Annotated in this window: 19 protein-coding genes and 1 pseudogene; 13 read left to right on the top strand and 7 right to left on the bottom strand. The window is 47.8% G+C overall.

Going from position 1 to position 23,013, the window contains the following annotated elements:
- Window positions 1-30: 30 nt before the first annotated feature.
- Window positions 31-741 carry a hypothetical protein gene (locus DWZ82_RS07250; RefSeq protein ID WP_118479800.1) on the bottom strand — a complete coding sequence of 237 codons (711 nt, stop codon included), beginning with the start codon at window positions 739-741 and terminating at the stop codon, window positions 31-33.
- Window positions 742-913: 172 nt separating this feature from the next.
- Window positions 914-3,481: an S-layer homology domain-containing protein gene (locus tag DWZ82_RS07245; RefSeq protein WP_118479798.1), complete on the bottom strand. Its 2,568-nt coding sequence runs from the start codon at window positions 3,479-3,481 to the stop codon at window positions 914-916.
- A 379-nt stretch (window positions 3,482-3,860) separates the two neighbouring features.
- On the opposite strand from DWZ82_RS07245, the gene tnpA reads away from it, so the two are divergent.
- The 3 genes from tnpA (at window position 3,861) to DWZ82_RS07235 (ending at window position 7,600) form a co-directional block, all read left to right on the top strand.
- Window positions 3,861-4,043: an IS66 family insertion sequence element accessory protein TnpA gene (tnpA, locus tag DWZ82_RS16035; RefSeq protein ID WP_442861223.1), complete on the top strand. Its 183-nt coding sequence runs from the start codon at window positions 3,861-3,863 to the stop codon at window positions 4,041-4,043.
- Window positions 4,044-4,313: 270 nt separating this feature from the next.
- Complete coding sequence (locus DWZ82_RS07240; protein WP_118479796.1) at window positions 4,314-7,232, top strand: S-layer homology domain-containing protein; 2,919 nt, start codon at window positions 4,314-4,316, stop codon at window positions 7,230-7,232.
- Between the two features lie 83 nt (window positions 7,233-7,315).
- Entirely contained in the window at window positions 7,316-7,600 is a 285-nt protein-coding gene (locus DWZ82_RS07235; protein ID WP_118479794.1) for a hypothetical protein, read from the top strand.
- A 149-nt stretch (window positions 7,601-7,749) separates the two neighbouring features.
- Here the strand turns inward: DWZ82_RS07235 and DWZ82_RS07230 are convergent, their stop codons facing one another.
- Window positions 7,750-8,586, bottom strand: a complete 837-nt coding sequence (locus DWZ82_RS07230) for an undecaprenyl-diphosphate phosphatase (RefSeq protein WP_118479792.1) — start codon at window positions 8,584-8,586, stop codon at window positions 7,750-7,752.
- A 416-nt stretch (window positions 8,587-9,002) separates the two neighbouring features.
- Here DWZ82_RS07230 and DWZ82_RS07225 point away from each other — a divergent pair, with 416 nt between their 5' ends.
- A complete protein-coding gene (locus tag DWZ82_RS07225; RefSeq protein ID WP_243022906.1) occupies window positions 9,003-9,566 on the top strand; it encodes a helix-turn-helix domain-containing protein in 564 nt (187 codons plus the stop codon).
- A complete protein-coding gene (locus tag DWZ82_RS07220; protein ID WP_118479788.1) occupies window positions 9,530-10,381 on the top strand; it encodes an IS3 family transposase in 852 nt (283 codons plus the stop codon). The genes DWZ82_RS07225 and DWZ82_RS07220 overlap by 37 nt, the downstream gene beginning before the upstream one ends.
- A gap of 163 nt (window positions 10,382-10,544) precedes the next feature.
- On the opposite strand, the gene DWZ82_RS07215 is transcribed toward DWZ82_RS07220, so the two are convergent.
- Window positions 10,545-13,118 (bottom strand): site-specific integrase, encoded by a 2,574-nt coding sequence (locus tag DWZ82_RS07215; protein ID WP_118479786.1) that lies wholly within the window; start codon window positions 13,116-13,118, stop codon window positions 10,545-10,547.
- Between the two features lie 167 nt (window positions 13,119-13,285).
- A complete protein-coding gene (locus DWZ82_RS07210; RefSeq protein WP_147356914.1) occupies window positions 13,286-14,455 on the bottom strand; it encodes a site-specific integrase in 1,170 nt (389 codons plus the stop codon).
- Window positions 14,456-15,168: 713 nt separating this feature from the next.
- On the opposite strand from DWZ82_RS07210, the gene DWZ82_RS07205 reads away from it, so the two are divergent.
- Window positions 15,169-15,408, top strand: a complete 240-nt coding sequence (locus tag DWZ82_RS07205; RefSeq protein ID WP_243022905.1) for a helix-turn-helix domain-containing protein — start codon at window positions 15,169-15,171, stop codon at window positions 15,406-15,408.
- A 126-nt stretch (window positions 15,409-15,534) separates the two neighbouring features.
- On the opposite strand, the gene DWZ82_RS14970 is transcribed toward DWZ82_RS07205, so the two are convergent.
- Entirely contained in the window at window positions 15,535-15,903 is a 369-nt protein-coding gene (locus DWZ82_RS14970) for a hypothetical protein (protein WP_147356913.1), read from the bottom strand.
- A 37-nt stretch (window positions 15,904-15,940) separates the two neighbouring features.
- Window positions 15,941-16,921 carry an RES family NAD+ phosphorylase gene (locus DWZ82_RS07200; protein ID WP_118479780.1) on the bottom strand — a complete coding sequence of 327 codons (981 nt, stop codon included), beginning with the start codon at window positions 16,919-16,921 and terminating at the stop codon, window positions 15,941-15,943.
- Between the two features lie 70 nt (window positions 16,922-16,991).
- On the opposite strand from DWZ82_RS07200, the pseudogene DWZ82_RS07195 reads away from it, so the two are divergent.
- The 7 genes and pseudogenes from DWZ82_RS07195 to DWZ82_RS07165 form a co-directional block, all read left to right on the top strand.
- Window positions 16,992-18,407: pseudogene (locus tag DWZ82_RS07195) on the top strand (DNA topoisomerase); the annotation flags it as partial.
- Window positions 18,408-18,461: 54 nt separating this feature from the next.
- Window positions 18,462-20,333, top strand: a complete 1,872-nt coding sequence (locus DWZ82_RS07190; protein WP_118479778.1) for a recombinase family protein — start codon at window positions 18,462-18,464, stop codon at window positions 20,331-20,333.
- Window positions 20,330-20,656: a TnpV protein gene (locus DWZ82_RS07185; protein ID WP_118479776.1), complete on the top strand. Its 327-nt coding sequence runs from the start codon at window positions 20,330-20,332 to the stop codon at window positions 20,654-20,656. Before DWZ82_RS07190 ends, DWZ82_RS07185 begins: the two co-directional genes overlap by 4 nt.
- 170 nt (window positions 20,657-20,826) lie before the next feature.
- Window positions 20,827-21,129 (top strand): hypothetical protein, encoded by a 303-nt coding sequence (locus DWZ82_RS07180; RefSeq protein WP_015540944.1) that lies wholly within the window; start codon window positions 20,827-20,829, stop codon window positions 21,127-21,129.
- Between the two features lie 85 nt (window positions 21,130-21,214).
- Window positions 21,215-21,775, top strand: a complete 561-nt coding sequence (locus DWZ82_RS07175) for an RNA polymerase sigma factor (protein WP_117510400.1) — start codon at window positions 21,215-21,217, stop codon at window positions 21,773-21,775.
- A complete protein-coding gene (locus DWZ82_RS07170; RefSeq protein WP_015540945.1) occupies window positions 21,772-22,404 on the top strand; it encodes a hypothetical protein in 633 nt (210 codons plus the stop codon). The genes DWZ82_RS07175 and DWZ82_RS07170 overlap by 4 nt, the downstream gene beginning before the upstream one ends.
- Before the next feature lie 80 nt (window positions 22,405-22,484).
- Window positions 22,485-22,778, top strand: coding sequence for a DUF3847 domain-containing protein (locus tag DWZ82_RS07165; protein WP_118479774.1), 294 nt, complete (start codon window positions 22,485-22,487; stop codon window positions 22,776-22,778).
- Window positions 22,779-23,013: the final 235 nt, after the last annotated feature.

Raw genomic sequence — 23,013 nt, 5'->3', positions numbered from 1 at the left:
GAGGAAATCCTCGGGGTTTTCCTTTTGCCATTACTTAATGGCCAGGTAGGTATATACACAGGTATTCTGGTTCATGGCACAACTGGAGTTATGCAGGACCTCAAAGCCTTCATCGGTAATGCCCAGCGCAATGCGTTCACCGTACATAACCGGAGAACCATCGGTTGCCAGACCGCCGTACATTGCATTGCCGTAACTGGTGTAATATCCCTCGCGGAACAGCAGTACAGCCTTCGGACGATAGCCCAGTTTGATTTCACGGTTGGCCTGACCATCGCCGATGTAATGCGATGCGGTAATCTCTGCCTTGCAGGTCAGGACCTGTCCGGCCTGTTCCAGACGCTGCTGCAGGGTGGCATCCATATTGCTGCGCGTGTGGGCTTCCGCCTGTACCGAGTTCTCGATTGCAGTGAAGCGGTCGCGCACGTCCTGCGCCAACTTGTCGCCGTCCACACAGCCGCTCGGCAGCTTGCCCACCGACGCGTCACGCACCTGCTTCTGCACGTTTTCAATCGCGCCCTGAACGGTCTGCGCCGGCACGCCTGCGCTTTCGTGGTAACCCATCTTGGCCGCCGCAGAGAAGTCGATCAGTGCATCGCACAGCCCATTGAACGACTGACGCAGTTCCTCTGCCGAGGAGTCAAAGTACGCTTTCAGATCGCGTGCGGACATGTCCGGCTGGTCCGGCAGATCCACAATGCGCTTGCTGAATACCTGCTGACGATTTGCTTCGAATCCCATAAAAATTACCTCCTAAACTCGCATGGTGTTTTGATGTGAGTTATAGAATAGCCGATTTTTCTGAAATTGCAAGAAAAACTTTTGGATTTTTACGAATTTTTTTGAGAAAGGGAAAACCCCCGAGGAAAATTTCCTCGGGGGTTTTGTTATGCCTTTAGATCAGCAGAACTGATTAAGACTTCATCTCGTTGTTAACGTCAACAACGATCAGGTTGATGTAATCCTCAGTGGACTCGGAGTAAACGATTACGTTATCCTCCTTGTGGCCGTCTGCGTTTACATCCTCAGCAACCTCGATGTCGAATGCGCCAACGCCAACCTTGTCGTCGGAGTTAACGTACAGGATCGTGGTCTCGCCAGCCTTGATCTTGTTCTTGCGGCTCTTGTCAGCGTTGGGATCCAGGAAGGTAATAGAACCAGTGCCCTCGTCGTAAGAAGTAATCTGGGTCTTCGCGTAGTACGCAGTAGCAGAAGTCTTGCCAACCAGCTTGGTCAGGTCAACAGTGCCGTCGGAGTTGTTGGAGTACTCGAAAGCGGTACGCTTGGTGATGCCGGTGTTGAGGTCCTCAGACTTGAAGGTAACTTCCTTGGTGCCGTCCCAAGCCTTGATGAAGGTGTACTTGGTGCCGTCGATGGTCTGCTCATACGGATCATCCAGAGCGTAAGCGTAAGTGCTGTCAGAAGAACCCGGGATCTTAGAGGTCATGGTGATAACAGCAACCTGTGCGTATGCATTGCCGGAAGTCAGCTCGCCCAGAGCCTCAACAGAGGTCAGAGCAGTGGAGTTCCAGTTAGCAACGTCCTTGCCGGTAACTACCTTGTAGTCATCGGTCTTGTACTTAACGAATACAACAGCGTCGCTCTTGAAGAACAGCTTCTGAGTGTTGGTAGAAGACTTGTCGGTAACGGATGCACCTGCAACGTTGCCATCAACAGTTGCATTAGCAGCGGTAGCGTAGATGTCGTAACCATTGCGAACAGTGCCGGAAACCTTCTTCAGAGTGTACTTGCCCTTGGATACCTCGTAGGTAGCCAGCTTCGGAGAGCCCAGAGTTACCTTAGTACCGCCGTAGCCGTACTCAGAATCAGAATCCAGATCTACCGTCTTGCGGGAGCCGTCAGCGAACATAACGTCAGCAACCTTGCTGCCGCCCAGGCCAGATGCGGAACCAGTCTCGATAACCATTACCATGTCAGCAGTGCCGGCGGTAACAGTGTCAACGAACTGAACAAAGCCGTTAACCAGAACAAGCTTTACAGTAGCGTTAGAAGACGGCCAGTTTTCGATAACATTGGTAGTGCCAGCCTTGTAGTCAGCGGTGTACCACTTGCCATCGATCATTACCTGATCGTTGCCCTTAGTACCAGTAACCTTGCCTTCAACAGTCTCAGCCTTGGTGATCAGGCCCTTGTCATCAGCATAGTTGCCCTTGGAGGAGATTACAGCGTAGTCATCCTTTTTGATGTCGGACGGATAGTTGTAGTCATCATCCTTGCGAGCGCCGCCTGCATTGATGTAGTCGGTGCCAACATAGGTAACCTTCTTAACGGTGTAAGTGGTAACCTTCAGAATGTTGATCTTGCTGCTGTCAGTGTTGGAGATAGCCTGAACAGAAGAAGCCTTGCCGATGTTGTCGCCTTCGGAGTTCTTAGCAACCCACTGAGCGATAGTAGCGTCCTTAGCACCAGTTGCCTTGGAGTTCGTGGTAAAGGTGTTACCGTTATCGGTGGTGTACATCTTATCGCCATCTACATATACAGTGGAGTCAGATGCGATGGAGTACTTGGTGCCATTGATCTTCAGCTTGTTGCTATCCATCTTAACGTTATCCATTACGTTGGAAACAACAGTGTTGTCATCGGTCATGGAGTAAACGCCAAATACGTTGTCCTTGTCCTTGTACAGAACCTTAACCTTCTGATACTTCAGAGCGGAGTAGTCCTTGGTAACCTTGGTGAAGGAGCCCAGCAGCTTGCCATTGCTCTCGCTTTTGTTAACATCTACAGTCAGGGAGTAGGTGTTCTTGTCGGTGTCCTTGGTTACATCGTTCAGAATACCAACGGTCTTGTTCAGACCCATGTACTTCTCGCCAATGGTCTTGTTCTCGCTGCCATTGTAGTTGTACTTGGTGTAAGCGTCATCACGCCATGCAACAGTTACAGCATCAATAGCATTGTAGATGAGCTGTGCAGCGTACTGACGCGGGCAAGCTGCGGTGAAGGAAGTGTTTACGTCCTCCAGCAGACCAGCCTCATCAGCCAGTGCGTTGGTCTTTGCAGCCCAGCCTGCACCTACCAGACCTGCCTTGGTTGCATCGTAACCCAGAGTTACCAGCAGCATCTTAGCTGCTTCCTGAGCGGTTACCTTGTCGTTCGGGCAGAACTTGGTGTTGCTCTTACCAGCAATGATGCCCAGGGACTGGCAGTACTTGATGTAGCCGCGAGCCCAGTGGGAGCCAATGTCGGTGAAAGAGGTCTTGTCATCGTTGTACGCAGAAGCGTCAGAGTTACCGGTACGCAGAACGTAGATCATCTTCGCCATCTGCGCACGAGTTACAGTACCGTTCGGCTGGAAGGAGCCGTCTTCGAAACCTTCGATAACGCCCAGCGATACCAGAGTGTCCACTACGTCAGACTTAACCTTAATGTCAGCCTGATCCGTGAACGCTGCACCAGCAAACATGGTGAATGCACAAGCAAACGCCAGCACCAGTGCAAGAATCTTTTTGAGATTCTTCATAGGGGAATTCCTCCTTATAAAATTTTTCGAGTTTTCACTCGTCGCTTAGTATATTACCATAGTCAAACACAAGGGTCAAGCGCAGTTCACCATCCGTAACATGAATGTAACATTACGTGTAATATTATAACTGACGCCGTTGCATTTCTTAATGTCTACGCTATACTATATATAATAAGGAATATGATAGTGAAAGAAATTGCTCATAAAATACAGGCTAAGTAACCGTCAAACCTTCCACATATCCCACCGTGTGAGATAATACAAGTAGCGGGAAGCTTCGGAACGATCCGAAACAATCCAGCACTGTTTCGGGAGAGATGGCAATGGCATCAACAGAATTAAACATCAGGCACACATTGCAAAATAGACAGAACTCATAAAAGAATGCCGCAGCAGCGGATTGCTAGTTAAAACGTGGTGCAAGCAGGCCCAAATTACACCGAGCGCTTATTATCGGTGGGAGCGGAACGTGTTGGCAAGTACCGAAACGAATTGCCATTCGGAGAAAACGACTTTCGCAGAAGTGCCAGTGTCGAAACTGGTGAGCCGAAACATTTGACATCTTCCACGACGCTCCGTATCGGTGAAGCCAGTCTGGACATTTATGCCGGATGCGATATGAATCAGCTGAAACTGCTAGTTGAAATTCTGAAGGCTTTTCTATTGACAAACACAGTGAAGCACGTTGCTTGTTATCCATAATATGGTTCATACTGTTAAGCACGCAAATGCACAAAATGTTTTCAATTCTCGATAATTTTCTTTGAAAACACGATTTAACCCCGATTTTTAGATTTTTATATGCCATCTCAAAAAGATTCTCGCACTGGTGCTGGCGTTTGCTTGTGCATTCACCATGTTCGCCGGTGCAGCGTCTTACAGCGACAAGGCTGACATCAAGGCAAGCACCGCTGTAGACATGCTCTCTTCTCTGGGCGTAATCCAGGGTTACGATGACGGCTCCTTCAAGCCGAACACCACCGTTACCCGTGCTCAGATGGCAAAGATGATCTTTACGATCATGAATGGCGGTAATGACAACGCCAACGCTTACGCATCCCTTCCGACTGCGTTCACCGATCTGCCGACCGCAGCTTGGGCTCAGGGCTACGTACGTTACCTGCAGAACACCGGCATCATCGCTGGTAAGTCTGCTACCAAGTTTGCTCCGAACGATACCGTAACCGGTCTCGAGGCTGCAAAGATGGTACTGGTAGCTGCTGGCTACAATGCTCAGAAGGCTGGCCTGACTGGCGCAGCTTGGGCTCAGAACACCATGAAGTACGGCCAGCTGAACAACCTGTTCGAGGACGTTGACACCGACCTGAACGCTGCTCTGCCGCGTCAGTACGCTGCACAGATCCTGTACAACGCACTGGACATGGAGCGCGTAGTCTGGTCCAACGATATCGAGGACTTCAAGCCGGCTACCGACGTTGATGACGACAAGACCATCGGCGGCAAGTACATGGACCTCGTTAAGACCGATGCTGCTCAGCTTCTGTCTGTCGAGAAGACCTCCGGCAAGGACACCTACGAGATCACCCTGGGCAAGGCTGTTAAGTACGGCGATGGCGATCACACCAAGGCTAAGTTCGACAAGGTTCCGACCGATGTTGCTGATATGATTGGCCTGAATGTTAAGGTTCTGGTTAAGGCTAAGGCTAACGGCGACACCAACGTTTACGGCGTATACGCTGACGACGATTCCAAGGTACTGGCTTCCGGTACTGTTGGTACTCTGGACACCGTAAAGAACGAGTCCAAGAAGTTCAAGGTTGACGGCACTGAGTACAAGGCTGAAAAGGCTCTGGCTGATGTTCCGGTTATCTACCCGAACAAGGAGTCCGTTCCGGCTGCTATCGATACTCTGGGCGAAGTTATCACCACGAAGGACACCTATCCGGCTTACTCCATCAAGGCTATTGATCTGAACGGCAACAACAAGGCTGATCTGGTTGTAGCTGTTCCGACCGAAGTTAAGGAAGTAACCTACGTTGGTTCTTCTGCTGCTACCATCGGCGGCAAGTCCTACAAGTTCGACGATGCTGACATCTATGACGGCATCAAGAAGGACGACTGGGCTGTAATCGTTTCCGGCGACTTCACCTCCTCTGGCGATCCGATTATCTCCAAGGCTACTGTAGTTTCTGGCAAGGTTACCGGCGTTAAGACTGGTTCTCCGGACGAGATCAAGATTGATGGCAACTGGTACAAGAAGTCTACTTCTGTAACCACTTCTCCGTCTGTTGATGATGAGGTAGCGGCTGCAGTTGTTGGTAACTACGTTTACAACATCGACACCACCGGAGCTTCTTCTAAGAACATCCTGTTCGTTTCTGACAACAAGAAGGCTGAAAACAATCTGGGTAAGGATTGGACTGTTGAGGCTCGCGTTTACTTCACTGATGGTACCAACAAGAAGGTTATCGTAGATAAGGTTAATGGTACTGATGTAACTGATTCTGTTGATGCACATGCTCTGCAGAACAAGCTGTACACCTACGCTACCGATAAGGACGGCAACTACGAGCTGAAGAATCTGGTTGCTTCCGGTGCATCCAAGAATCTGGCTGGTTACGATAACTATGTTACCGCTACCGACACTACTCCGGGCAGTTCGGGCGCTCCGTTCACTGGCACTGACTATGCTAACAAGCGTATCAATGGCACTCTGATTGCAGACGATGCTGTACTGTTCGTTGTAGCTAACACCGAGATTAAGGTTATTTCCGGCAAGACTGCTCGCGACTGGGCTAACACCGTAGCAGTCAAGAATGTTGGTTTCCTGACCAAGGAATCTAACGGTATTGACTACGTCAAGGTTGCTGCTCTGGTTAACAATGGTGACAAGGTTGCAAACGCTGATGGCGACAAGATGTACGCTTATGTAACTGAGGATGCTTTCGAAACCAAGAAGAATGGCGACACCGTAACCGCATTCAAGGCTATCGTAGGCAACACCACTGAGGCTGTTGACCTGTACGAGGATGGCACTTCTCACGTTGGCACTGCAGCTGGTTCTGTAATCATCTACACCGTTGACGGCGACGAGATCGACGTTAAGACCGTTATCGCTGCTGGCACCAAGGCTGATACCGTAAACAGCACCGTATTCGCAAACGGCGCTTACGCTATCAAGGGCTTTGATGGCAAGAAGAAGGGCGATATGTCCCTCGTTGATGAGAAGGGCGCTGTTATGAACGTAACTCTGGACGAGGATTGCGTATTCATCGGCGTTGACGATGCTAAGAACGTTGGCACTGTTAGCGAGCTCGGCGCTGTTCCGACCTCTGCTGATAAGGACGAGTTCGACCGTTACGATCTGAACGCATACGTTGTATTCAACTCTGACAAGAAGGTTATCGCTGTTGTATACGATACCGTAAACAATGAGCTGAATATCACCAACGTTAAGACTGCTTCTACCGCAGCTGCTAAGGCTCTGTCCGTTACCACCTCTGCTGTAACTGCTACCGGTTCCGATACCAGCGCTGCTTTCACCGTTACCACCGATCCGGTTGCTGGCGATGTTAAGTGGGGCACCACCGTTACCGTAAAGGTTACCCCGACCACCGCTGTTGCTGCTGGCAACAAGGCTGTTGTAACTGTTAAGGCTGGTACCACCACCGTTGGCACCCTGACCTTTGCAGCTGGCGCTACCGCAGCTCAGACTGTAACGTTCACCATGCCGAACGCTGCAACCGCAGTTTCCGCTGCTGCTGTAACTTCCGCAGTTGCTGCTTAATTAACTCTCGTTAGTTAAAGGCATACCTAAACCCCCGAGGATACCTCGGGGGTTTTCCTAACTTAACAACAAGGAGCAAAATTATGAAATTCGATACCAATGACTTGGTTTATGCCTACCTTACCATGCAGGAAGCCGATAACGATATTGCAAAATTCGAGTATTACTGCACAGATGATGACTTTCTCGAAAAATATGACGACCTGAGCAAAAATCAGAAGAAACACTTCTTCGAGCTGCTGGAGCAGGCCATTGAAACCATCGAGCCCGTGGGGGAAACCGTTGATTATTGCGATCCAGAGGACCAGCTGGACGATTTGCGAAGATTCCATAATCAATTGGATACCCTGTTTTACGAGTTTGGGTAAATTCAAACCTCCCGAGATATTTTCCAACGTCACTTGGTGACATTGCGATTGATATGCTCGGGAGTATTTTTATTTGAGGTCAACCGTTGTCATATTACAATTAAAAACCCTCGATTCTGATAATCGAGGGTTTCTTTTTGCTATTCAGCTTACTTAACAAGCATAAAGTACGCCAGCACGGCGATACCGAGGATAATTCGATACCAGCCGAACACCTTGAAATCGTGCTTCTTGACGAAGGCCATCAGGAAACGGATGATGAGCAGCGAGGACACGAACGCAGTGATTGTACCGATGCCGAGGATCATCAGCTCGGTGGATGTAAACGCAAAGCCGAACTTGAGAATCTTGAGCAGGCTTGCGCCGAACATGACCGGAATGGCCAGGAAGAACGTAAACTCCGCAGCCACAGTACGCGACACGCCGAGCAGCAGTGCGCCGACGATGGTCGCGCCGGAGCGCGAGGTGCCCGGGAACACAGCCGCGATCAGCTGGAACATACCGATCATAAATACGGTCGGGTAAGTAAGCTCAGTGAGTGCGTTGATGCGCGCCGACTTGCCCTTATGCGCGTTCTCCACCAGAATGAATGCTACGCCGAACACAATCAGCGCGATGGAAACCGTCTGGTAATTGTAGAACAGCTCTTCAAACAGGTCGTTCCACTTGAGACCGACGATTGCCGCCGGAACGCAAGCGACCAAAATCTTGATCCACAGCTTGACGGTATCCATATTCAGCACGATGGATGCACCGCCGTGACGGCCCTTTCGCCGCTCAAACGGGAAAATCTGTCCCCAGAACAGGACAACAACCGCGAGTATCGCACCGAGCTGAATGACCACCTCGAACATGCTGTAAAACGCTTCCGACACGTTCAGCTTCACAAACTCATTGAGCAGAATCATGTGTCCGGTACTGCTGATCGGCAGCCACTCGGTGATGCCCTCTACAATATAAATGTGAAGTTGATCCGCTTGGAACAATCCGAAAAATCACGAAACCTGAAAAGCGTCTGGAATTTCATCTAAAATGACTTATCACTCCCTGGTTACCATAACATTAATTATTAAATCCAGAATCTAATTTATATCTTTGCAATTTAAAGTTGCAAAGATATAAAATTTCTGCTATACTATCATTAATAAATATGTTCCCCGCATAAGCGGGGGTGACCCGGCAGCGATAAGTTGTTATTTTCACAATGCATTTATCGTAAGTATCGGGGAGTGTAGACAACTTATTTTCCCCGCGTAAGCGGGGGTGATCCTTATGCTGATCCTAAACAGTTGTCTCCACATCAATTTCTCCCTGCGTCAGCAGGGTATTAAAAACGAAGAAAAGGTTTTTATAAACTGATATGTACCCCCTTTACTGGACACCCAGTAGAGGGGGTATTATTATGCGGTACACATATGAGTACAAAAGGAAATGTGTAGAACTGTATCGAGAAGGAAAATGGCCAGAAACGCCGGAAGGTGTTAGCGATAAATCCTTTCGGAATAAAGTGAGACTATGGGTAAGAGCAGAGGATAGCCGCGGTCCAGAAGCACTGAAACACAAAAATTTCAACAGGAACTGGACACCAGAAGAACGGCTGGAACTAGTATCCCAAGTAATATCCGGAAAATCCTGTGTGTCAGTGGCGATCGAGGCCGGTATTCAAGATAGATTATTGTATCAATGGGTTCAAAACTATAAAACAAAGGGGTATAATGGCCTGGTAGAAATGAAAAAAGGTCGTCCAAGTAAAGGGGTATCCCAAATGAAAAAGGAAGAAGCAAGGCCACTGAATGAATCCGAACGAGAAGAATTGATCCGGCTTCGGGCAGAAAACGAGTATATAAAGGCGGAGAATGAAGTTATAAAAAAAGAGATCGCCTTGAGAGAAGAGAGGCACGCAGCGCAACTCAAGGCGAGAAAGCAGCGATCATCAAAGAGCTGCGTGAAAAAGGATACCAATTGAAATATCTGTTGAAATCTATGCAGACGGCACGGTCTACCTATTATTTTGAGTTGAGCAAGGCCGATCAAGTTGCTGTTCGAAACCATTGCTTGGCAGATGAAATCAAAGACATTTTCTCACAGCATAAAGGCCGCTACGGTGTGCGAAGAGTATATCAGGAACTGATAAAGCGCAGCCACAAGGTCAATCATAAGCGGGTACAGCGGCTTATGCATACTATGGGGTTGGCAGGAAAGCGCCCAAGGGAAAAGTATCATTCCTACAAAGGCGAGGTCGGCAAGGTTGCTGAGAATATCCTTGACCGGGATTTCAGCACGACAACTCCTATGCAAAAATGGACTACCGATGTATCTCAGTTCGGTTTTTCGTGGGGGAAGTGTTATCTCTCTCCCATACTCGACATGAACACAAACGAAATCATTTCTTATGATTTATCTCAAAGTGCCAATATGGAACAGATCCAGAGAATGTTGGCCGGCGCCTTTACGAAGTTTCCCTCTGTAGATGGCCTGATCTTTCACTCTGATCAAGGGTGGCAGTACCAGCACGTGTACTTCAGGCAGGCACTTAAAGATCACAAAATCATTCAATCCATGTCAAGGAAGGGCAACTGTTACGACAATTGCATCATGGAGACTTTCTTTGGACGGATGAAAAACGAGATGTTCTACGGGCATGAAAAAGAGTATTCCTCTTTTGAAACATTTGCCAAGGCTGTTGACGGCTACATAAATTACTACAACAACGAAAGAATCCAAGAGAAAACAAAATGGATGCCTCCTACAAAATTCAGAGAGGCATCCATGTGCACCTAATTCAATTTTTCATGTGTCCAGAATTCTGGGTACATATCAGTTTTTATAAACTTTTTCTTCGCTTTATTTTTATATTTCCTTTAAAATAGCAAGTCTAACTACATTCATTCAAGCCTAAAGGCGCAGCTTTTGAGATACCTGCTCAAAAGCTGCGCCTTCCCTATTATTTAACTTTCGCACATACCGCTCTTATAATCTGACCACGCTTCATGCCCTCAATGCCTTTTGCACCGCGTCCCTTCTCTCTCAGCACACTAACGTCACGACACTGCGCATATCCGGAGTCTGACAACAGTAACACTGCCTGATCTGTATACAACACCTCCGCCAAGCGATCCGAACCTTCCACATACACCAAGCAAACGCCTTCTCCAACATGTCCTTGCGCTCTGAGCTGCGCCTTTTCTTCACTGTCCGCACGCAGCACAAGCAGCTTCCTCTGTTGAGAAACAGCTGTTAAACTACGCTTTGGCTGATAAACCAAACAGCAGCATAATCTATCGTCTGTACCTGTTTTCATACGCATACCTTTGGTCAGTCCACCGCCAATGTCTACGCGCTTGTACAAATCCGAAACATGCGTACGTAGTGCCTGTCCCTTTTCGCTAATCAGCAGAATATCATCAGTAGCCTTACAGAAGCAAGCTGCTGCCAGAGGTGCCTCGCCTATACGTACGACCTGCCGCTGGCCCTGCCATGCACACAGTTTGTCTGCTGGTAAGCGTACTATATCGCCATTTTTCGCTCCACAAATCAGCGAATCTGCATCCTTTTCACATGGAATCATGATACCGCCTGCTGCCAACGCTCTGCGGCATTCTTCCCACGCATCTGCCTGTAAAAATTCTTCTACACTGACCTCGGCTAGCAAATACCATGCCGTTCCTTCTCTGCTAATTACAATTTTATCCGCATATTGTGAAAACGGCAATATCGTTTTAACGCGGTCTATGGTCTTATCCGCAAAAATTTTCTCATCGCGGCGTGCCCTCTTTGTACCGTTATAAACGAATTCCTTTTTCGGCACTTCTTTTAAGACACCGCCTGGCAAAACTGCAATCAATGTATCTTCGCAAACCGCCATCTGCACTTCTTCAGACGAATCTGCAATCGGATCTCCATCCCCATTGGTGATTTGAGGCTTCCAATTGATCTGCAGATCGTCAATGGTCATCAATTCGCTCAGAGGATCATCACACTGCGCGATCATAACTGGCTTATCCGCCAGCTTTCCAGCTCTTACATTCTTTTCGGCCTCTGTCACAACCTGAGTCACTGCATTCACCATACTAAGCCCGCTCGGTCTTTGATACGGCAATGCGGTTGTCTTTCTTGCATCCTTCTTCATTAACCGGATATCGCCCTCAAGTTGAATCTGCATTGTGTCATACGGTTCCAGCGTGTCAATATAAAGATCAAACTCCTCGTCCTCTTGTGCGACCAAACGAGTCGATCCTCCGCATACTGCCGATTGACCCTTTTCAAGCGTAGTCTGCTCTATATCTGTCGCACCGCAAATATACCGGTATAACGGGCGCTGCATTAAAATATGCAGCAGTTCACGCTGACCGTCTGCATTGGCATAGTCAAATGCTTTTACATTAGGATCTTCGATTTTGTGACCCATCAGCACAGAAATTGCAGCCCGAGAAGCATCAGACGCTATTAGCTCCGTTGCAGCTTGATGCCGTAAAATGTAGGCTACTACTGTATTCTCGTACTCCACCCCTGCCTCTTTATCAATGGCCATCATTGCCTCGGCTTCAAAGAAAAAACCTTCTTCGACACCCACATCAATGCAAATATCCTTAAAAACGCGGTTCATTTCCTTTGCTGTACACCGTGTCAGCAGATTCGTACCTTGGCAAGCAAGCGGCATTTTGTCTATATCCAAGTCCGTATAGCCGTTTTCCTCCATGTACTCCTGCACCATACGCTTACGCTCTTCCAGCAGATCATAAAACTGCGGCAAAAGCGGCAAAAGTCTGTAACCGCTTGCGGTTTTACTGCCAGCTTTAACGGTTCTTGAGCTTTGCTCTTCTACTTCCCGTCGCTCTATGGAGTACAAATCATCTGCCATCTTACGGACATTTCCAAAGGACAAACCCGCAGCTTCTGATGTACGGCAGCCCAGCAAAAGCATGACCAGCAAAGCAATGCACTCTCCCTGCGTCGATGCCCGCTTGATCAACTCGTTATAAATTTTAATTTCTGCTTCAATCGTCAACGATTTTGGCCGCCACTTGCAAAGCTCAGCTGCTTCGCGTACTGCCAACAGCTGCTCCACAGTCAGCTGACTCAGGTCTGCCGGAATCACAAACGGCGCCAAGTCTCTGAACCGCATTGAGGAAAGTCCCGCTCGACATGCCTGCTCCACAAAGCTCACGAAAATACTCCGCGCTCTTTGATCCTGTGCATCACTGCCTTCAAAAATGTCAATTTTAGACGACCAAATCTGCTCCGCCGTTTCTTCTGTCAGCGAAGCATACTCAATGTCATTATAAATCTCAGCAATGTAATGGTAGAAAACACTATCATATGCCCTGCATGTGCTGTCAGCCCATTTGCGCGCATTCTGTATAGCCAAAATTACCCGCTCGTAAGCACCCCAAACGGTTAGTTTGCCATTTTTCGTTTTTTCGTTATATATTTTGCCCTTGCGTCTACTGCGGCATGGCTTAGTTCGCTTTGTATTATAACTACCGGTTTCTTTTCGCTGAGTTGTGAAAAATGCCATTTATTTCACTCCTTATTCTGCTGCTTTATATTTATATAATGACATTTTAGTAAATAAACGTCAATATAATTAACTCAAATTTCATTATGCAACATAAGGACCTATTGCAAGATACAATAGGTCCTTATCTGCAGGCATAAAAAAAGAGCCTCTCGGCTCACATATTACTATATTTTTTCAATTTTGATACCATGCTCCGTTTGAATTTGGACACTTGCCCCACGTTTCACCCGCAGATGCAGGTGCATGGCCACTTTCCATCTATCCCCCTTTTCCGCTAACAAATTATGGAATCTTGTAAGCTGTGCACATAGCGTTATCAGCGCAACCCTAGAATTGTAGTCCGCATACCACTCTTCGTACGTCTGACCTGCCTTACACCCCAATATCTTCTGTACTTGACCATCTGGCATACCGCATACAGCCCGGCAGTAATACTCAAAACTTGTACGAATTACGTCAGTTCGTGATATTTTCGCATATTCCGGTACTACTTTTTGCAGCAGCTCTTTTTCAAAAGCGCGCAGTTTCAACACATCCCATCGACGTCGATTTTCGTCTACAATCAGCGGAGCATCCACCTTTGCACCCGCTTCCAACCGCGACTTCAAAAGCACACTTAGTGCTGCTTGTGCTAAAGGGGTACACGGTATGCGCCGCAGCTTTCCGCTTTCACGCTCATATGGCTTCCACTCCGCAACTTTACCTCGATTTTGTACGGATTTTGCACCAATTTCGATATATATCACATCTTTATATCGCATCAAATCGCCAATATTTAGTCCACACAGCTCTCCTGTCTTTACACCCGTGGTCAGATGAAGCAGCACGGCCGCATACCTTATATCTGTCTTCATCCCCTCTATACATAAGTCAGTTAGCAGTCGCATCTCCTCAAAGGTAAGGATGCGCTGACGCATATTTCGATCCGCTTTTTCTACCTCGCTGCGCACCGTTACAAGCAACTTTTTTACCATATTTTCTTTTAAAAGTCTTTGTTCAACGGCTTCATCATACAGCCGATTCAGAGCACGCTTTAGTATGTCACCTTTCTCTTGGTTCGCGGCCACGGCTTTTACTGCGCGGAAAGTTACAGCTTCCATCTTTTCCTGTAGCTCAGGCAATGGCGGAAGCATTTTTACTGCCTGCCGCACCAACTCTCGATGCGCTTCATCACTCTTTCCGTATACGCGCTCTATGCTTTCTTCCGGCAGCACCAGAAGCAACAGCGTCGGTGTCGCTTTCTGCAGTCGACCAGCTCGTAACCACTCAAGCACCTGTCCACGATTCTTCCATATAATGTTTTCTGCAGCTTTTATGACAGCCTCAGCCTTCATACTCTTTGCCGTAACCAGTTTACTTACGCCTTCCCCATGCAGTATACTCCCATCTGGCTGCCTCATACTGATATAGCATCTAGCCTGCCCTTTAGTCGTCATCCCCATTTCTGTCACACGGAAAGGTACTCCATGCACCTTCACATTAGGCGAATTTTTGCATTTTCTCCCCACTATTCTCACTCTTTTCATGTATATACTCTCGAAAAATGGTATAAAAAATGACCAATAAGAAATTTACTTATTGGTCTTTCTCTTAACTTTTTTGATATACAAAAAGCTCCACTATCGCATCTTTTTGCGACAGCAGAGCCACTTTACCCACTTTTCGATAGTACTATTATACACCCGAAAGATTCTCTTGACAATCACCGTTTGATTCCAAGTTGTTCTACCTTTGTTCCACTTTGTTCTACTCCTGTTCTGCCTTTGCATATATCCAAAAACGATTAACTCCGAACCGCTTTGCAGCAAAACAATCCCGGAGCACAGACTCAACAAGCGGTGCTCCGAGAGCACGGCGTACCATTTCGTAAATTGTTCATATCATATCTTCCCGTGTTGTTTCTTCGCAAATTGTGCTGCCTGGAGGCAGGTCAATTTGCACAAATTCCCCTGAAATATGCTGCCTTACAACGGCTTTTCAAATGTCGTATTAGCAAGGTATTAGCAGGAACCCCTTGTGACAGAGGGCTTCCAGGGGTCATTTCAAAATGCTGTTAGCACAGATGGAGGATAATCTTATGAGCACCAACACACCCAACGAAAAAGGAACGCACCAAAGCAGAACATACACCGTGAGTGACATCGCAGCCATTCTCGGTATCGGCCGCGCTACGGCCTATAAGCTCGCCAACTCCGGAGCGTTCAAGACGATCCGCATCGGCAACATGATTCGTATCTCTAGGAAGTCCTTTGAGGATTGGCTGAAGATGGAGGAAGAAACCGAGTAAGAATAGCACTAGCACTAAAGAGGACCATGGTAGTTAAACCTATGGCCCTCTTTGCCTTTAAGGTGGGAGTTGTCTAAATCATAAATTGCAAGAATTTTATTTTCCAGCAAACTCGACTATAGCTAATCAAGAAAAATACAATTTATGCGTATTGGGAGCAGGAAGCTTTGTACGAACTCCGTCAAATGAATACTGTCCTAAATGCTGCCCATTTTTATCGAACACTTCAAATCCACCACTTTCAAAATCAAGCGACAAGTATGTTGGTGTTCTTGCGAATTTGCTATATATCGTTCTCAAACTCTTTTGCTTTTTTGAATTAAGCATACTCAAATGATTATTTTTACTGTATCCGTTACGAAAAGCTACCTCATCTCCAATTTTAGAGATGAGGGCTTTTCTGTCTTCAATATGCCGCCTTTTTAAAAAGTCGACATTCCGTAAGGAACAATAATGCTTATTAAGAAACAACTCATCAAAGGCTTGATTTATCATGATCGAGGCTATTTGACCACTACAATCTATCTCAGGATTAGAAATGGGAGTCACTCAAAGGTAATATACAAGAAGTATTTCCTAATAAGTCATTAACTTGATATATACTTGAATTACAAATGCGGTATTTTTTGCTCTGAGATACATCAAACAGCACATAATTTGTTCCGCTTGGATTCAATGAACTACGAAAACACAATCCATCAAAAATTGTCTGGTCGTTAGAGTCTTTTAAGTGTTTTATGTATTCGCTGATGTATTGTGTAGCTAAATAGTACGATTTTCCTCCATAGTTAGGTTGACCAAAATATCTGGATATTTCATCATAATCTACCCAATCAAAAGGATCCGACTTATCAGCTTCTAAAGAAGATGGTTTTATAAAGCTGTAAATTATTACGTCTTCAAGTAATTCGACCTGAGCAACGCTAACAAATTGAGTTGGAATTGGACGAACTTCTAATACGGCTGTTTGAATATCATTTGCCGCATAGAGATAACTGATACCATCAGGGTTTATTCTCCCAGGGGACGCGGTTCCTTTAGGTGGAGCATCAGATCCTTTTTCGTCGTATCCCCAAAAAGATATTTTGGAGTACTTTTCTAAGAGTTGTTCGTGTCTTTCCTGCCAAGGGGGTAAAGCCTCCGGATGATTTTTAACATATAGGCAGAATTTTATCCATTCTTCGTCGCCACCGTTTACATCAAATGTAGGAACGACTGCCTGAGCTAAAGAAAACCACTCAGTAGTTATCTTTGAAAACAGCAAATTTTCATCTTCCTTGCTAATCAACCGGCAACGATATAATGTGCTTCCCTTTTTTAAAGTACATAAAGATACCTTGGATAGATTTTTAATTGCATCGCACAATTTGCTCTCCGGAAAAAATCTATTTGAAAGACGCAAATCAGATTCCAATTTATTAAGTAGTTTCCGTGTGTTTGTCTGTTCTTGAAGATATAGATAAAACAAAGCCATCATGTATTCATCATCAAGAATGTTTTTATCTGCGTCCATACAAGTACTCCCTTCGCCAGTCTATTTTAATTTTAGACAAAATGTAAAGAACAATCAAGGAGGTAACAGTTTGAAACTTGTGATCTGTGAAAAAACGAGTGTAGCAAAGAGTATCGCATCAGCCCTGGGTGTCACATCCAGGACCGATGGCTATTTTGAGGGCGGCGGCTGGCTCATTTCCTGGTGCATCGGGCATCTGGTGGGGCTAGCAGACGCAGCCGCCTACGATGACCGCTATAAGAAGTGGCGGTATGAGGACCTTCCCATCCTGCCCGCCCCCTTCCGCTATGTGGTGTCCGAGGAAAAGGCTGACCAGTTCCACACTCTCCGTTCCCTGATGGAACGCCCCGATGTGACAGAACTGGTCAACGCCTGCGACGCGGGGCGCGAGGGTGAGCTGATTTTCCGGCTGGTCTATGAGGCTGCCGGATGTTCCAAGCCTTTCTCCCGCCTCTGGATTTCTTCGATGGAGGACGCGGCGATCCGAGAGGGCTTTTCCGACCTGCGCCCCGGTGGGGACTATGACCCGTTGTATCAGTCGGCGCTTTGCCGCCAAAAGGCGGACTGGCTTATTGGGATCAACGCAAGCCGCCTGTTCTCTGTCCTCTACCACCGCACCTTGAATGTGGGGCGGGTGCAAACGCCCACCCTGGCGATGCTGGCCGACCGGGACAGCAAAATCGTCCTGTTCCGCAAGGAGAAATACCATCATGTGCGCCTGACGTTGGAGGGAGCTGCGGCGGTTTCTGAAAAAATTCCGGCCATGGAGGATGCCCAGGCCATCCGGGACGCCTGCGACGGACAGCAAGCCGTGTGTGTATCCCTGGTGCGGGAGAAAAAGACGGAGCAGCCGTCCAAGCTGTACGACCTGACCACCTTGCAGCGGGAGGCAAACCGGGTATTCGGCTACACGGCCAAGCAAACTCTGGACTACGCCCAGTCGCTCTATGAAAAGAAGCTGCTGACCTATCCCCACACGGACAGCCGGTATCTGACGGGCGACATGACGGAAACCGCCTCCGTGGTCCTGCATCTGGCGGCGCGGGTGCCGCCCTTCGACGCCTGCCCGAAGTTTTTTCCCGATGTTCTGGCGCTGGTGAATGACAAGGAGGTATCTGACCACCACGCCCTGATTCCCACCCTGGAGCTGGAAAAGGCGGATGTTCCTGCGTTACCTGTGGGCGAGCGCAATATTCTTCTGCTGGTCTGCTGCAAGCTGCTGTGTGCGGCGGCGGAGCCTTTCGTGTATGAGGCGGTCACAGCCGCCTTTGATTGCGGCGGCCACACTTTCACGGCAAAAGGAAAGCAGGTGCTTTCCCAGGGCTAGCGTGCCATCCAGGAGGTGTTCCGTTCCTCCCTGAAGGAGAAGCCGGAGGATGAAGATGCCGAGGGTGTTCTTCCCGCCTTGACCGAGGGGCAGGTCTTTGAGCCGGTCTCCGCCTCCGTCACCGAGCACTTCGCTTCACCTCCCAAGCCCTACACCGAAGTTATATGCTATGAAAGGGGGATAAGAAATCGCCCATAGAAAGGAGATGTCTTAATGAAAGCAAGGAAAACCGATAAAGGCAAAATAACCGCATTATATGAGCGGTTGAGCCGCGACGACGACCTCACAGGCGACAGCAACAGCATAATCAATCAAAAGAAGCTGCTTGAAGATTATGCAAGGGAACATGGCTTTACGAATTGCGTCCACTTTACCGATGACGGCTGGTCTGGGGCAAACTTCGAGCGTCCGAACTGGAAACGCATGATTGCGGGAATTGAAAGCGGCGAAATCGGCTATGTACTGGTAAAGGATTTAAGTCGTGTCGGCAGAGATTATCTGCAAGTGGGATTTTACACAGAAGTCATGTTCAAGGAGCGGGGCGTCCGTTTTATTGCCATAGCAAACGGAGTTGACAGCGACAAGCGCGAAAGCAGCGAGTTTGCCCCGTTTTTGAACATTATGAACGAATGGTATGTGCGTGACAGCAGCCGAAAAATAACAAGCGTTCTCCGCGCAAGAGGAATGTCCGGCAAGCATACAAACAGCCATTGTATCTATGGCTATAAGAAAGACCCCAACGACAAAGACCACTGGATTATCGACGAGGAAGCCGCCGAGGTAGTACGCCGGATTTACCGCATGGCGTTGGAGAGCAAAGGTCCGTATGAAATTGCCCGTATCCTTGCTTTGGAAAAGGTTGAAAGGCCGTCCTATTACCTTGCACAGCGCGGCGTGGGGAAACATCAGTCTAATTTTAACCCCGCTGAACGGTACACATGGCGCGGCGGCACAGTTGCCGATATTCTGTCCAAGCCGGAGTATATGGGGCATACAGTAAACTTCCGTACCTATAAAGAAAGCTACAAAGACAAACGCTCCAGAACGACACCCAAAGAGGATTTAGTCATTTTTGAAAATACGCAGGAAGCCATTATTGACAAGGAAACATGGGAGCGCGTCCAGAGCTTACGAAAAACAATACGCCGGACGGACACCATAGGCGCGGCAAATCCTTTAACGGGCTTGATGTTTTGCGCGGATTGCGGGGCTAAGATGTATAACCACAGGGGCGGGGCTGGACTGGCGCGGGACTGGGCGGGGCGACCCAACGGCAGGAAGCGTCCAGAACGCGACGAGTACAACTGTTCCCGTTATGATTTAGGCAACCAGCACTATGATAGATATTGCACGACGCACCTTATCCGCACAGCCGTTGTAAATGAGCTTCTGCTCGAAGCTATCAAGGAAGTATGCGACTACGCGCTGAACAATGAAGCGGCATTTATGGAGCAGGTCTGCTCTGCTTCCAGCGAGCGGCAGGCGAAAGCGGCAAAGGCAATCCGGCAGAGAAAACAGCGCAGCGAGAAACGAGCCGACGAATTGAGCCGCTTAATCCGCAAGCTCTATGAGGACAATGTAAACGGCAGACTTTCCGATAAGCTCTTTGAACAAATGCTGCATGATTTTGAAGCGGAATTAGAGAGTTTAACCGAGAGCGTTACCCAAGACGAGCAGGAGCTTGACCGTATAAGCTGGGAAACCGTCAACGCTGAAAAATTTCTTGCCCTTGTCAAAAAATATACGGATTTTTCCGAGCTTACCCCCGCCATGATAAATGAATTTGTTGAAAAAATCCTTGTCCACCAAGCAGAGGGAAAAGGGGCGAGCCGCACACAGGAGGTTGAGATTTTCTTTAACTTTGTCGGCAAGGTAGAAATCCCCCATGAGGAAATCGTACTGACAGAGGAAGAAAAAGCGGCATTGGCAGAGCAGGAACGGCGCAGAGCAAAAAAAGCCGAATACAACCGCCGCTATATGGAGAAAAAACGCAGACAATGGAGAGAACAGCGGGAACGGGAGCAGGAACAAAAGCCCCATGAACTTCCCCCTGTCGCAGACAAGAAAGGAGAAAAAAGCGCATGAGAAGATTGATTGACAATGGCACTACCCCGCCCGCCAGATTGCCCCATATCGGACATTACGGACACTTGCGGAAATCCTATCTTGAGGGCTACCGCCCCGACCTCTATACCGCCCTTGCCGCCAGTGAAAAGTTGTATGAGCATTGTGCGGAGATCGACGCAGCAGCGCGGAGCCGGATTGACCTTATCATGCCGCAGCTTGCAAGGAGCGCGGGAGCTACCGAAGCACTCAAAGCTACCGACCCCATGAAATGGGTGGGACTGATGAACGCTTGCAGGGCGCAAGCGGAGGAAATCGCCAAGTTTGAGCTAATCTATGTTTGACGGTCAAGAACCGGAAAAAACAGAAATCTTGCGATAACAGCCGCCCCAACGAACCATTCCCTGTCTGAGCGGTTTCTATTTGAAAATCCTCATTTTCCCCAAGTCAAGAGCCGGGAAAAACACCCGAAAAATGCCCCTATTGCGTAACAGGGGCGCAGAAAGGAGAGTTTATGAAAACAGGGCTTACCAAGCAGGAAAAGACCACCGATATATGGTTTGACGAGAAAGACACCCTTATCCATATCCGCACCCACAACACCGCCTTAAAGAAGCGTCTGCTTGCATACAGCCGCCGTTATCCGGCAATCTGCCAGCAGACGGACACAGACCCGGAAACGGGCTGCATGGAGTTTGATATTGCAAAGGGGCGTTTCTCTTTCCGTCTGACCGCCCCATACAGCAAGGAACGACGGAAAGCCGCCAGCGAAGCGGCAAAAGCTACTGCAAGCAATCTCCGGCGAAGTGTGATATAATTTTTTTGAAAAAGTTTGAGATTTGATGTAGTATTCGCCGCTAAAACCGTAGTATATAGGTGAAGCCAGAAAGGAGGCGGTGCGATTGATAGACGATGAAAAAATCATAGAAATGTTTTTCGAGCGTTCAGAACAGGGCATACGGGAATTGGACATAAAATACGGAAAAGTCTGCCACAATCTTTCCTACCATATCGTAGGGAGCAGACAAGACGCGGAGGAATGTGTAAACGACGCTTATTTAGGCGCATGGAACGCCATTCCCCCGGCGCGGCCTAACCCGCTTCTGTCCTACATAGTGAAAATTGTTCGGAACATTTCACTCAAAATCTATTGGAGAAAGGAAGCTGCAAAACGGAGTAGTCACTATACGATTGCTTTAGAAGAAATCGAAGCCTGTATCGCAGACCAGAAAACCGTTGAAGATGAAATTGAAGCCAGAGAGTTAGCCCGTATTATCGAGGACTTTTTGGACACGCTGACCGTTGAAAATCGCGTTATCTTCATGCGCCGCTATTGGTTTTCCGATAGCTACAAGGATATAGCCGAGCTTGTGGGACTTTCGGAGAAAAATATCTCCGTCCGGCTGACCCGTATCCGCGAGAAGATGAAGCAATACTTAATTGAAAGAGAGGTATTCGTATGAACGCAAAGAAATTCTCCGACGCTATGAGCGAGCTTGATACAAAATATGTTGACGAAGCACTCAACTACAAAAAGAAAATGAAAAAGCCTGTGTGGATAAAGTGGGGAGTTATGGCAGCCTGTCTTTGCCTTATAATTTGTGTAGCTACAATTCCTCGTTTACTTAATGGCTCTAATCCCCCTGTTTCTGGAGATTTGGCTCCTATGGTTTATGTAAATAACAAGTTGTATCAATATGCTGATAGTCAACCCAGTCTTACAGACAAAGAAAGCCAGTTCATTTATTTAGGGGAAATCGAAAGCAAAGTTAGTTCATCACAAGAGCCAAAAGAAAATTTCCAAGCTAATGACGATATTGTAGGCGCTAAAGTATATCAATATGAAAATGATATTGTGATTTTAATTGATGGTAAATATTTCTTATATAGTAATTTGGAAAATGCAGAAAATGAAACAGTTGAATTTGAAGGACAGTTATTTAACAAATCGGACTTATCCGAAGAAACCCTTAAATGGCTTGAGTGGTATAATTCATTACCGCCAGAAAAACAGCTTACTGTCAGTTCAATTCCAGCCGAGCTATATATTGATGACGGTGCCGGAACGGTTGACGCAGACCAAGAAAAATAACTTTGATTGACACCCACAAGGGACAGCCGAGAAAATCGACTGTCCTTTTCCATGCCTACGGGCAGAAAGGAGCGACACCCATGACGAAACCGAGAGAGAAAACCCGCGAGGAGTTGCAAGCCGAGATTGAGGACGGAAAGAAGAAAATCCGGCAGTTTGAGAACCGGGAAAAGATGTTGCGGCAGAAGCTATCCAAAGAGGAACGCAGAACGCGCAGCCACCGCCTTATTGTCCGGGGCGCGGTCTTTGAAAGCATTGTGCCGGAAGCAAAGGACATGACCGACGAGGAAGCTGCCGCGCTTCTCCGGCTTGCACTGACGAGTGAGCCGGTACGGGAATATCTGAAAAAACGAGACGAGGGAACGACAAGCTGAAAATCCCTTAGGAACTAAGGGCGCACTTATACACCCTTGCGGGCGTGTGCGCTCTGCCGAGGGCTTGTCGGCACAGAGAGAAAGCAGTTTGCTTCCCCGTCTGACCGACATTGGCGGCTTTGCCGCAACAAGGGGCTGCACCCCTTGCGCCGCTTCGCGGCTATCCCTGCACACCCGCAAAAGCAGTACACCCGCCGTTGGCGTCTGTACCATTTTTGCGGGTTTTATTATCCTA

The sequence above is a fragment of the Butyricicoccus sp. AF35-5AC genome (genome assembly GCF_003477715.1).
Classification (GTDB): domain Bacteria; phylum Bacillota; class Clostridia; order Oscillospirales; family Butyricicoccaceae; genus Agathobaculum; species Agathobaculum butyriciproducens.
Note: the sequence above shows the minus strand (reverse complement) of the source record. Positions and strands in the feature narration are given on the sequence as shown.

Bases quoted from the DNA above. Each gene is read 5' to 3' on its own strand.
- DWZ82_RS07225 (WP_243022906.1), top strand. From the start codon at position 9,003: ATGCGGTACACATATGAGTACAAAAGGAAATGTGTAGAACTGTATCGA.
- DWZ82_RS07205 (WP_243022905.1), top strand. From the start codon at position 15,169: ATGCTGTTAGCACAGATGGAGGATAATCTTATGAGCACCAACACACCC.
- DWZ82_RS07200 (WP_118479780.1), bottom strand. From the start codon at position 16,921: ATGGACGCAGATAAAAACATTCTTGATGATGAATACATGATGGCTTTG.
- DWZ82_RS07235 (WP_118479794.1), top strand. From the start codon at position 7,316: ATGAAATTCGATACCAATGACTTGGTTTATGCCTACCTTACCATGCAG.
- DWZ82_RS07170 (WP_015540945.1), top strand. From the start codon at position 21,772: ATGAACGCAAAGAAATTCTCCGACGCTATGAGCGAGCTTGATACAAAA.
- DWZ82_RS07180 (WP_015540944.1), top strand. From the start codon at position 20,827: ATGAAAACAGGGCTTACCAAGCAGGAAAAGACCACCGATATATGGTTT.
- DWZ82_RS14970 (WP_147356913.1), bottom strand. From the start codon at position 15,903: ATGATAAATCAAGCCTTTGATGAGTTGTTTCTTAATAAGCATTATTGT.
- DWZ82_RS07245 (WP_118479798.1), bottom strand. From the start codon at position 3,481: ATGAAGAATCTCAAAAAGATTCTTGCACTGGTGCTGGCGTTTGCTTGT.
- DWZ82_RS07215 (WP_118479786.1), bottom strand. From the start codon at position 13,118: ATGGCATTTTTCACAACTCAGCGAAAAGAAACCGGTAGTTATAATACA.
- DWZ82_RS07250 (WP_118479800.1), bottom strand. From the start codon at position 741: ATGGGATTCGAAGCAAATCGTCAGCAGGTATTCAGCAAGCGCATTGTG.
- DWZ82_RS07185 (WP_118479776.1), top strand. From the start codon at position 20,330: ATGAGAAGATTGATTGACAATGGCACTACCCCGCCCGCCAGATTGCCC.
- DWZ82_RS07210 (WP_147356914.1), bottom strand. From the start codon at position 14,455: ATGAAGGCTGAGGCTGTCATAAAAGCTGCAGAAAACATTATATGGAAG.
- DWZ82_RS07190 (WP_118479778.1), top strand. From the start codon at position 18,462: ATGAAAGCAAGGAAAACCGATAAAGGCAAAATAACCGCATTATATGAG.
- DWZ82_RS07165 (WP_118479774.1), top strand. From the start codon at position 22,485: ATGACGAAACCGAGAGAGAAAACCCGCGAGGAGTTGCAAGCCGAGATT.